We start from the raw sequence: 11366 nt of genomic DNA, 5'->3' as shown, positions 1-11366 counted from the left end.
GTGCTGTGATCTACAGCCTGGTGGAAACAGCCGGTGCCAACGGTCTTTCTGAGCGGGGATACCTGCACATTGTGCTGTCCAATCTTCCCTCCATGGACTTCCGCCAGCACCCTGAGCTGCTCAAGGATCTGATGCCCTGGAGCGACTACATGCGCAGTTGTTTTGAACAGGAATAACCTAGGGGACCAGCTTTGGCTGGTCCTTTTCTGTTGTCAAGTACACTGTTTTGTGAGGCGCTTACTTTTAACCGATTTGAGCTCCTTATGGGAGCTCTTTTCTTTATCCCTCACGGGGGATTATGGAGCGCTTACCTCTAAACACAGAATCACCCGCAGCCGCCTTTGTCTAAAAGGAAGTTGCGGGTGATTTTTAGTGTTTATGCTTGTGAAAGTCAAAACTTCAGGATAAAGCAAAGCATTTATTTCATGACGACAGATTCAATCAAGCAATTTAAAAACAAGTTCAATAATATTAATTGCTGAATCCAGCACAGAAAACAGTCCCAGCATTGTAATCAAAAAAACTATTCTATCTATGCGTTTTCTTTGGCTTGACTCTTGTTCACTGCTTAATATTTCCAATTTATATGTAAGATTTTCAAGCATATCATATACACCTAGATTGATTAAAAGCTTTTTGTAGATCATTTTAATGTTGTTCCATCTGGAAATATAATCCGGCAATATCATACCATATGCTCTGAATTCAGTCATTTGCCTTTTCAGATTTTCAATCTCTTGTATTTTGTTTGTTTTTCCCGAGTTCAAGCGATGTTCGAGATGCAAACATGCGTACTTTTTATGCAGTGCTAAGATTACTAATAAAAGTCCGTTTCTTTCTTGCTCTTTTATTTGTTCGTCAAAAGTTTGTTTCTCATCTCCTGTTGCATATGATATTGTTTGGGAAGAAATGCAGCATCCCCATCGATATGAATTATAGTTATAATCTTTCACAGCATATACATAAGAAATGTCCTCCTCTGAAGAATCTTGAACAACACTTTCCAATGGGGCCATAAGATGCATGTTAAATGTGATGTTTCTCATTTGATTGATACTGTCAAACCGTTTTGTGAACAATCCAAAATTATAAATGAACGCATCAAGAAACAGTGATTTGTCAGTATAGAACGGGTTCAAATGTATCGTTTTAAACCAAGTCCGAAGTACACTTTCAAAATCAATGTTTGGATTACCTACAAAAGAAGTTTTTACGTTTCCACTTTCGTATCCTGGATGACATACTTTTTCTAACATTTCAATTTTTTTACATGAAAGCAAAACACATACAAAAGCAATATCCATTTGACATTTAAAAACAATAATTTCATCAATCAATATTGTTTCATTGTATTCATCTACATTTAAGAGACAACATGGGCTTTCTTTTTTTATTAAGCATTGACTTACATTTTGTTTTCTTATTATTCTGCATTGCAAACCGGAGAAATTATGATATTCAAACATATCCTGAATATCTCGGTTTATATCCGATGATTCAACGGCATATGGTTCTCCTATAGATTTAAATATATTCTCTATTTCTTTTTTGCTTCCTTCAAAACGGGTTGGAAATATAATAAAACTGCCCCACCGATCTTTAATCTTGCTCATGTTTATCGCACTCCTATTTTAAATCTCAATTAAAATTCAAACTACAACAATTGAAATCATCCATTTATTCTAGCACCATTTTTCGAGGCTTGTATCATTTTACCATATACATCCCAAGCGAATTCGTTAACTTTATATCAATTTTTCAAATCGTTCTGAGTAACCGATGTACGATAAGACAACAATTCAAGTCATCCTCTCGTTGTTTCCCGGCACTGTCTGCGGGATCAAGGGATTTGTGGATCTCCCCTATCTCATGCTTTATTTTCCGCATCATAAAATGCCGTTTTATGAGAAAAAGCCCTATTTATATCGCTTTCAACGTGTTATACTGGATAAAATAAAAAGCGCCCGAACCGGACGCTTTCAGATACAATCAAATGGTGGAATATTTGGGATACCACCATACCCTGCGGCGTAAAGCCTTATCTTAGAACTTCTGATGGATATTGATAAACCGATACGGTATCAATGATGTTTACTCTGATGGATATTGATAAACTGACACATCAAAAATCTAAGCTCAGCTTTATTATAGCCGCCGGGCGAATCGTTGTCAACGGGAAAGGAGCGCAGTATGCACTATATTTTGGGTCTGGACGTGGGGATTCAGTCGGTTGGATGGGCTGTGATCCGATACGATGAGCCTGCCCGCATCGAGGATTTTGGGGTGCGCATCTTTGATACCACCGAAAATCAGAAATCCAAGGACAACACCAACCAGGAGCGCCGGGCTTTTCGGGCTGCAAGACGTGTGCTGCGCCGCCGAAGCCATCGCAGAGCAATGGTGAAACGGCATTTACAGAGAATTGGCCTGCTGCGGGAAGGTGAGGTGGAAGCCTTCTTTGAATCCGGTCAGTCCGACCCGCTGCGCCTGCGGGTCAAAGGTTTGACCGAACAGCTGACACCGGCTGAGCTGGCAGCCTGCCTCATTCACATCAGCAACCACAGGGGCTACCAGGCTTTTTATAACCTGACCGAAGAAGAACTCAAAGAGCTGCCCGCGGCAGAGAGAAAAGAGTACCAGCAGGAGCGCAGTGGCATTGAGCTGGTGGAAGGCATCATGGAGCAGGGACATTATCGCTCGGTGGCGGAAATGCTCTTGACTGACGACACCTTTGCCCCGGATCATGCCGGGCCAATGCGGGTATACCGAAGCCATCCCTATCTGGATACCCGTTACCCCATCAGTCGGGACCTGCTGCGCAAAGAGGCTGACGCCATTCTCACCAACCAGGCCCGGTTCTACCCCTGTCTGAATGCGCCTTACCAGACCACCTGGCGCAAAGAATCCAAAACCACCACCAACCGCGCATTTCTGGAATGGCTGATTTTCACCCAGCGGGATTTTGAGGACGGCCCCGGCGACCGGGATGACGCCATGCGCAAATACACCGGCTTTTTGCAGGCTCTGGGCAAGTGTCCCTTTTACCGCGAGGAAGACCGCGGTCCCCGGATGACCGTACTGGGGGACTTGTACGCTCTCACCAACTCTCTGTCCCAGTATCAGTACATGAACACCGAAACAGGTGTCTTTGAACTGCCCAAAGAACTTGCCGAAGCGATGCTGGCTGCAGCCCTGCGGGATGCCGAACTGCCCGCCAAAAAGATTCAGGAGCTGGCCAAGCGTTACCACATCAAGGTGGACAACAAAGCGGTAAAAACCGCCGACCGTGCTCCCAACTGCATCAAGTTCCTGCGCCGGGTCCGTCCCATTCTGGAGAAATACGGCATCAACTGGGAAACCGCTCTGGGCGGCACCACCCTGGAAGACGTTCTGGCCGATGACACCATGCTCAACCAGATCGGGCGGGTTCTGTCCCTCTACCAGACGCCCCACCGCCGCCAGGAAGAACTGGTGAAAATTCCTGGTATTTCACCGGAACTGGCAAAACGGCTGACGGCGGAACGGATTTCCGGCACCGCCAAAGTCAGCGCCCACTATATGCGGGATGCGGTGGAAGCCTTTCAGAAGGGCGAGCGATACGGTGAATTTCAGTGGCGCCGGATGAACGAGCTGGAGCAGCCTCTGCCCGGTCAGGCCAGCGGCGCCCATGTCAAACTGCCGCCCTTCCCCGTCGATGCCGAGTTTGCCAAGAACTCGGTGGTGATGCGCAGCCTCAACGAAACCCGTAAAATCATCAACGCCATCGTGGGGCAATACGGTTCCCCCTGGGCGGTGAATGTGGAAGTGGCCAGCGATCTGGGCCGCTCCTGGGCCGAGCGGGCCGAACTGGACCGCCGGAACAAGCAGAACGAGGCCCAGACCGAAAAAGACAAGCAGCAAATCTGCCAGATCATGGGATATGACAGCCCTGACCAGGTCAAGGGTTCCATGGTGGAGCGGTTCCAGCTGGCGCAGCAGCAAAACTGGCAGTGCCTGTATACCGGCCGGCCCATTACAGACAAGCGGGCCGCCCTCGACCCCAAAAACAAGGGCTTTGAAGTGGACCATATCGTTCCATTTTCCATGATTCTGGACAACACCCTCCAAAACAAGGCGCTGGTCTATGCCGATGCCAACCAGACCAAGGGGCAGCGGACTCCGCTGATGTATTTGCGCGATCCCGCACAGCGGGAGCAGTTCATTGGGCGGGTCAACCAGATGGCCAAGAACCATATCATCAGCGACCGGAAGCGGCAATATCTGCTGCTGGCCGATCTGTACCATACGGATCTTCTGGACGAGTGGAAGAGCCGCAACCTGAACGATACCCGCTACATTGCCAAGTACCTGCGGGGTTATCTGGAGCGGGAACTGGCCCCGGCCCCAGAGCACCGCACGCCTTTTGTGTTTCCGGTTAAAGGCGGCCTGACCAGCCGGTTTCGCCGGACCTGGCTCAACCGCAGCACCTGGGGCGGAGATGAAAAAAGTGAACTCCGCGAATCCACCACCTTGCATCACGCAGTGGATGCCGTGGTCATTGCCAACATCTCTCCTGCCACCGCGCAGATTGCCGAGGACAACCTGCGCCTGAACCGCATTCTGAAAAATAGCCGCGGCATCGAAAGACCCGAATACCGCGCCCAGCTGGAGCGCAGCCTCCAAACCCTGGAACAATTCTACCATGTTCCCCGCACCCGCGGGGAAGCTTGCCTCAAGCGCCAGAATCGGATTACCGCGCTGATCGCCAACCTGAACATCGAGGTGGATATCCGTTTCGGCGTCCCCGGCCAGACCACCGACCCCGACAGCTACCGCAGCCTGGTGACGAACTTCTATGCTGACGACCCGGATTTTGCCGCCCGCCTGACCCAGCCCCTCACCAGCCGCAAGCCGGAACGCAAACTGCAGGGCACCCTGACCACGGCCAACGCTCTGGGAACCAAAGAGATCGACGGCGTTTTGTATGAGGCCAAGCGCACCGACGTAATGAAGCTGACCCAAAAAAATCTGTCCCAGCTCTGCACCAACGACGGCGACCTGCGGGACTCTCTCGCTGAGCTGCTGGCTGACGCCGGAACCAGAACTCTGGCGGATGTGCTGTCGGAGCAGGGCAAGACCGAATTCCGCACCCAAAAGGGCCAGCTCATTCGCAAAGTTACCCTGAAGGGCAGCGTGGTGGATCAGTACAAGATCAAGCAGATTGCACCCAACAATTACTCGGTTCTGGATACGACCAGCTATTACTGCACCGAGGTCTACCGGGATCCTGCCGGCAAAACCAGAGTGCGGGCCATTGCCCGGGCCAGTCTGGTCTGCAAAGGGAAAAAACTATGGCTGACCTGCCCCAACCCTGCCGACTACGCTGAGCACATCATGTACCTGTTCAAGAACGACTACATCCGTGTAGAAACTCCCAACGGGCTGCAATTTGAAGGTTTCTACCAGAGCCCGGCCGGTATCAAGCAGGCCAAATTCAACGGCATCAAAAATAATGACGCTAAAAGCTGTCCATTCCACATTTCCGGCGGCGCTGTTGTCAAAAAATATGACATCAGCATTCTGGGCAGAAAAGGAGGCGAGATTCCATGTGGCGAACCCTTATCGTTACTGCTGGAGAAAAAATAACGGTCAAGGACGACTGGATTCATGTCTGCAGCCCCCAGCAGGAAGCCCGGGTTCCCATCGGCGACCTGTACTCGGTGGTGGTGGATAACCGTCAGGCACTGCTCAGTATGCCGGCTTTGACCCGGCTTGCCCAGGCAGGCGTCCATGTGCTCCTCTGCGATGACAAGCACCTGCCCTGTGCCGAGCTGCTGCCACTGACGCTGCACTACCGGCCCTTGACGGTTTTACAGAAACAAATGGCTTTGTCCCAGGAATTCAAAGACCATCTGTGGCAGCGGATCATCACCGCCAAAATCCAAAATCAGGCCAAAGCGCTGCGTCTGGCCGGGGCCAGCGGCGCCAAAGCTCAAAAGCTGGAAGACCTGTCCCTTCATGTTCTGCCCGGTGATATCGGCAACCGGGAAGCCCAGGCAGCCAAGGTATACTTCCCAGCCCTGTTTGGGCTGGGTTTTACCCGAGCCCTGGAGGATGTGACCAACGCAGCCCTGAACTATGGGTATGCCATTTTGCGTTCCGCTGTCTGCAAGACGCTGGCCGGGTATGGCTACTCAGGCATTCTGGGCCTGCATCACATCGGAGCCGGTAATCCCTTCAATCTGGCGGACGACCTGCTGGAACCGCTGCGCCCTCTGGTGGACCTGTGGACTGACAACCACTGCGACGATCTGTTTGAAACTCTGACCCGCACCAATCGCCGGGAACTCATCGGCCTGGTTAACCACGTCATCCGCCTGGATGGGAAAAAGATGCGGGTGCGCTATGCCATTGACCGATATGTACGCAGCCTGACCAGCGCCATCGAAAAGCAGGACGCCGGCCTGCTTCTTTTGCCGGAGCTGATCCGGGATGACCCCCTGTTTGAGGATGAACTGGATGGATGATCGATTTATGCGGCTGATGGTGTTGTTTGATTTGCCGGTGAATACCAAAAAGAGGCGCCGGGATTATGCGCAGTTCCGCAAGGCGCTGATTCAGGACGGTTTTCTGATGCTGCAATACTCGGTTTATGTCCGTCTGGCCCGGAACCACGACGACGCCCAGAAACATCTGCGGATTGTGGAGGATCATCTGCCGCCAGCCGGCTCTGTCCGGGCTATGTTAATTACCGAAAAGCAATATACCCAGATGAAGCTGCTGTGCGGCGAACAGATGAAGGACGAACATTTCCTTGACACCAAAGATCTTCTTGAGATATAATTTAGTAGAAACAATGCTGCCAAAACCGCAGGAACCACTATATCTTGCGGTTTTGGTTCTCTGATGGATATTGATAAACTGATACATCTGGACATTATCGCTCCAAAGATAACGGTTTTGGTTCTCTGATGGATATTGATAAACTGATACCTCCAGGCCCGCGCCGTATTTGGGGTTGGCGTTTTGGTTCTCTGATGGATATTGATAAACTGATACCAAGGCGGCCATACATACTATATTATATAAGTTTTGGTTCTCTGATGGATATTGATAAACCGGCACGGGATTGAACTGTATGTCAGACCTGGAAAAGGCTTCCTTTGGCAGCTTTCAACCTGCCGGAGGAAGCCTTTTATTCCAGCTCTAACATCCCGAATCCACACAGGCTTCCCCGCAGATCCGGCCGTCACTTGTACTTTACAACCGTATACGGCACCACAATGCCGCCCTCATCTCCCACTGTGTTCAGCAGTTCCACCATACCAGGCAGGCGCTCTGCACAGAAGTCCTTCCGCAGAGGCACCGGGCTGATCCCCAGTTTCTCGAAATTCTTCAAGATGCCGGAGGTATCGTATCGTTTGGCTTCCAGCTTCTCCAGGGCTTTGTCCACAGACTGGACCGTCTTCAGAAGCTCGACCAGTTTGTACATGGCCTCTTTGTTTTTCCTTTTGTAATGGGATGCCCGAATCTTTTCCTGCAGGACCTCGGCCTGATAGTAGCTCACGTCCGGGAAGCATTTGCTGAACTTCTTGACAAGTTCCTCCCGGGTGCATTGGACCAGTGCATGGAGCAGACTGTCGGTGTCGGAACATCCCAGCTTCTTTTCCAGACGGCGCAGATACTCCCGCTGACAGTGCATCTCAAACCGGATGACTCCATTCGGCATCTTCTCATAGGAGAGCTCCAGCCCGTTTTCCTTCATCTGATAGCTCTTGTCGTAGATCACCAACTCATGGGTTCCACAGGCAAAGCGCAGGTAGTGCTTGTTGTAGCGGTTGGCCTTCTTTTTGTTTTGTTTTTTGTCCTGGTAGATCATTCGTGTGTACTTGGGCGGCGTAGGAAGTTTCCGCAGGACACGCACTAGTTCACGGAAGATCTTCTTGCTGTCGCAGCGGATGTTGGTACAGAAATCCACCCGTGAGAGTTTGTACTGGTTTATGTCATTTTCAAAGGTTGTCTTCCAGAACAGCCTCCGGAAGGCATCTGCCACGCGATCCACGCTTTCCTGTGTGGGCTGTAGGATGCCCAGGTAAGAGTATTCGTCCAGCGGTTCAATCAGCTTTCTGGGGTTGATGGTCATTTTCAAAAAGTATTCAGAAAAGAGATCGTTGCCGTCGTCGTCATAGTCAGAGGGATGCTCAGCCTTGGAATCATTGAAGCCGCACTGCATGAGACAGATCCGTACTCCATAGCGGTTGAAGGCGTTGCAATGATGGAAGATATAGGCGGATCCATTTTCCCCCTTTGAGAAGGTTTCGTATGTACCGGGGTAATTGAGATACATGTTCTCTTTGATTGTATAATACTTGGTCTGTGTCAAGTGCCTGGTCAACGAAAAGGTATGAATCGAAAATCCATCTGGTTCCAGATTGAATACTGCCGTTTTGTGTTTGGTAATCTTTCTGCTTTTACGGTTTCCTTGATTCAGGTTCTTGTTCTTACTCATAGTAAAAACACCTCCATTGGATTGATCTATGAGAGATTCATCATTATAGCAATGTTACAAAACAATCAAAAAATAATGCCATTGTACTGAGAATGTTTAAATAAAAATATACCCCCCTTTATCCGTTGATCATATTAACTATACTATAAGTATAGTTCCTGCTTAAAATACACCTGTGTAAAGGGGTAGTTGTTGATATTCAATAGAGTCCCCGAACGGCGGGGATGTTGTTTCAACAAAAAAGACCTGCCGCAGACATCCATCTGCAACAGGCCTTAACTGTTCCTTATGTTTTATGTTGTATAACTGTCAAATCAGAACCAGGTTTGAAAAACACCTTGACAGGGTATCGGAATTTTCCCACGGTACTGAGCGAATTTGTTCGTCAATAAAATCGAATTCCTTCCCGGGCGATTGGATGGCCCAGGTGACGCCCAAACGGGCTTTCAGTTTCAGGCGGGCATGCCCGATGTATTTCTTTGCATACGGTTCCATCTCGTCCACGAAAGCCGCACTGCGCCTGACAATTTCACGATCATAGGGATCTTCCGAAATGGCGTTCAGCAGCAATGTCTCCAGCGCGCCCTGTTGGTCGGTCGGGATTACCAGCAGCAGAAAAGACAATGACTGCTGCTGCCCGTAACCGTCCTCATACCGGTTTTCGGTCCAAACATTCTGCTCTGCTTGCGTGACCACCGGGGCAAAGCACTGGCACACTTCCCTTTCAATGGCTTCTTCCTGGCGATCATCGCGGTCTGTGACCAAAGCCATTTTGGAGAATACCTGGGCATCTTTAATTGCCGCCCGGATCTTTTCCTCGAAAAAGCTGCCAAATTTATTCTTCCCGCCCACAGCGCAAATCAGCAAATAATCACTTCCCTGCTGATACCAATAAGCCGACTCCCCCGCCTTTTCATCCACTGAAATGCGATAGTTTTTCGGCCCACGCTTGCAAGGTATCCACTGCTGGACCCGGCCTAAATAATAACTGAGCAAAATCGCATCCGTTTTGCCCTCACACAGAATCAGTTTGTTCATAGACGTACCTCAAAGCCGAACTGTTCCCGATTCTGATATACATGGCGTCCTGAAAGAACACGGGCATAGCTGCGGAAAGAATTTAAATCCTTTTTGAGCGTGACAACGCTGATCGGGTCTTCCCCGCCGGTTTTACGGTCGTAGTCCTCAATGGCAAGAAAACCGTCGATTGCTTCGATGCTGTGGGAGGTAATAAAGACCTGCACGTCGAACTTCCGGCAGGTAGCAGCAATAAATCGGAAAATTTCATCGAAATAGCGCGAATGAATTGCAGTCTCCACCTCATCGATCAGCAAAATGCCATCGACAGCTTTTGAAATTCCACTTGCAATGGACAACACTTTCTTAATGCCGTCACCGTAGGTAGAGAGCGGCATGGTTCCCAGCTCTTTGTGTCTAACACATTCAACCGGGCGGTTGGTGATTTCGTTCTTCAGCAGAAGTAGATCCGTGATGCCGGGGTCAAACAGCTGCAGGATGCCCACACACAGATCTTTATAGGAGTCGTTCTTGATGATAGAGGACAACATTCCGCCTCTCAGATGGTCAAAGGGCGCCAGATAAACCACGTTCAGCAACCGGCTGCTTGCGATGCCCCTGCCGGATATGGTAGAATACTCGTGAAAGCTGATCTCTTTCTTCTCCTGGCCGCTTTCAGTACGAACCTCCAGTTCCCCCTGGAACGCCTGGCATTCCGAAGGCAGAAGATTTTCTCTCCGCGTAGAAAAGCGGAAAAGCATTTTCTGCTCCTCAGGGTCCAGCAAAATCGTCTGTGTCTTGCCTTCCAGTGCATAACAGACATCCTGTCCATGACAGCGGGCCTGCATTTCGATCCGCTTCACTTCCGACTCAATATGAGGGAACAGTGCAAGCAAGTTCTCATAGGCAGAAGTGCTGCCAAACGGATTCAAGTTGTCCCGCATTCGGGCAATCCGCAGCGTGTTGGTAAAGTCTCCGGGATTGCGCAGCAGGAGAAGCGCCTCCAACAGGCTGGTTTTGCCGCAGTTGTTGTCTCCGGCCACCAGATTGATATGATTCAGGCGCGGAATAGACAATTGCTGGATGCCGCGAAATTGTTGAATCTGCAGGCTTTCAATATGGATTGCCACCGTCACACCTCCTGATCTTCGAAGCTGACTACCAGCCTCTTTCCCAGCGCGTCCGCAATCCGTTTCAGGGTGGACAGGCTGGGATGATGGTTTCCATTTTCAATCTTGCTGAGATTGGCCTGTGAGATGCCCGAACGCTGCGCCAGCTGTTTTTGGGTCAGGTTGGAGGCGCTGCGGGCGGCGACCACCAAAGCGCGCACTTCTTCGTTGATGTCGTAGTCTTCGTTCTCCGGGACATCTTTCGCAGGCGTCAGCTGCACCTTGTCGAGGGCCTCGTCAAGAAATTTCTGAAAGTCAGTCATGGCACATCCCTCCCTTTTAATCATATGTTATATTTAACATATTGTCAAGCAAATTTATATCAAATTTGCAATTTTTCAAAATAGCATCTCATTCAACAATGAATCGCTCTGCGTTCAACAAAAGTTCAACTGGATTCCAACAAATCCCAAAAAGAAACCATAAGATAAAAATTAAAACACGAAAAAATCCAGTGTCCATGCCGATTTACAAGATATCCCCAAAAGCGGCGAAAAGCCCAGATCATAACTCCGACTCCAAAGGCCAGAGGTTCGAATCCCCCCGGCCGCACCACAAAAAAACACCCTGCACCTTCAAAAAGGTGAACCGCTCCAGTAAAAGTAGACAGTGAAAAAAGAAGGCCTCCTGTGGTAGAATAAAACTACTACAGGAGGTCTTTGCTATGCCCAGAAAATACAGCCACATTCAGG

General features: G+C 49.7%; 8 protein-coding genes and 1 CRISPR repeat array. Of the genes, 3 read left to right on the top strand and 5 right to left on the bottom strand.

All coding sequences use genetic code 11. The features are described 5' to 3' along the window. Positions 1–437: 437 nt before the first annotated feature. Positions 438–1613, bottom strand: coding sequence for a hypothetical protein (locus B5F27_RS16630; RefSeq protein WP_144066544.1), 1176 nt, complete (start codon positions 1611–1613; stop codon positions 438–440). Between the two features lie 577 nt (positions 1614–2190). Here B5F27_RS16630 and cas9 point away from each other — a divergent pair. Genes cas9 through cas2 form a run of 3 tightly spaced genes read left to right on the top strand, consistent with a single transcriptional unit; the run spans position 2191 to position 6822 of the window. Continuing rightward, a complete protein-coding gene (cas9, locus tag B5F27_RS14635; RefSeq protein ID WP_087368840.1) occupies positions 2191–5625 on the top strand; it encodes a type II CRISPR RNA-guided endonuclease Cas9 in 3435 nt (1144 codons plus the stop codon). After that, positions 5586–6506 carry a type II CRISPR-associated endonuclease Cas1 gene (gene cas1, locus B5F27_RS14630; RefSeq protein ID WP_087368839.1) on the top strand — a complete coding sequence of 307 codons (921 nt, stop codon included), beginning with the start codon at positions 5586–5588 and terminating at the stop codon, positions 6504–6506. The genes cas9 and cas1 overlap by 40 nt, the downstream gene beginning before the upstream one ends. Beyond that, complete coding sequence (gene cas2, locus B5F27_RS14625; protein WP_242962209.1) at positions 6499–6822, top strand: CRISPR-associated endonuclease Cas2; 324 nt, start codon at positions 6499–6501, stop codon at positions 6820–6822. The genes cas1 and cas2 overlap by 8 nt, the downstream gene beginning before the upstream one ends. 48 nt (positions 6823–6870) lie before the next feature. Continuing rightward, a CRISPR array of direct repeats spans positions 6871–7104; the repeat unit is 36 nt; unit sequence GTTTTGGTTCTCTGATGGATATTGATAAACTGATAC. A 124-nt stretch (positions 7105–7228) separates the two neighbouring features. Here cas2 and B5F27_RS14620 read toward each other — a convergent pair. From B5F27_RS14620 to B5F27_RS14605, 4 genes are all read right to left on the bottom strand, one after another. Next, positions 7229–8326, bottom strand: coding sequence for a hypothetical protein (locus tag B5F27_RS14620; protein WP_087368837.1), 1098 nt, complete (start codon positions 8324–8326; stop codon positions 7229–7231). Positions 8327–8797: 471 nt separating this feature from the next. Then, positions 8798–9526: a DUF3226 domain-containing protein gene (locus B5F27_RS14615; RefSeq protein ID WP_087368836.1), complete on the bottom strand. Its 729-nt coding sequence runs from the start codon at positions 9524–9526 to the stop codon at positions 8798–8800. Beyond that, the gene (locus B5F27_RS14610; RefSeq protein ID WP_158098264.1) at positions 9523–10635 is read right to left on the bottom strand and encodes an AAA family ATPase; all 1113 of its coding nucleotides are present in this window, start codon (positions 10633–10635) and stop codon (positions 9523–9525) included. Before B5F27_RS14610 ends, B5F27_RS14615 begins: the two co-directional genes overlap by 4 nt. 2 nt (positions 10636–10637) lie before the next feature. Next, a complete protein-coding gene (locus tag B5F27_RS14605) occupies positions 10638–10937 on the bottom strand; it encodes a helix-turn-helix transcriptional regulator (protein ID WP_158098263.1) in 300 nt (99 codons plus the stop codon). Positions 10938–11366: the final 429 nt, after the last annotated feature.

Origin of the sequence: Faecalibacterium sp. An192 (genome assembly GCF_002160175.1) — a bacterium.
In the GTDB taxonomy this organism is placed as follows: Bacteria; Bacillota; Clostridia; order Oscillospirales; family Ruminococcaceae; genus Faecalibacterium.
This window is presented reverse-complemented; position numbering and strand designations above follow the sequence as displayed.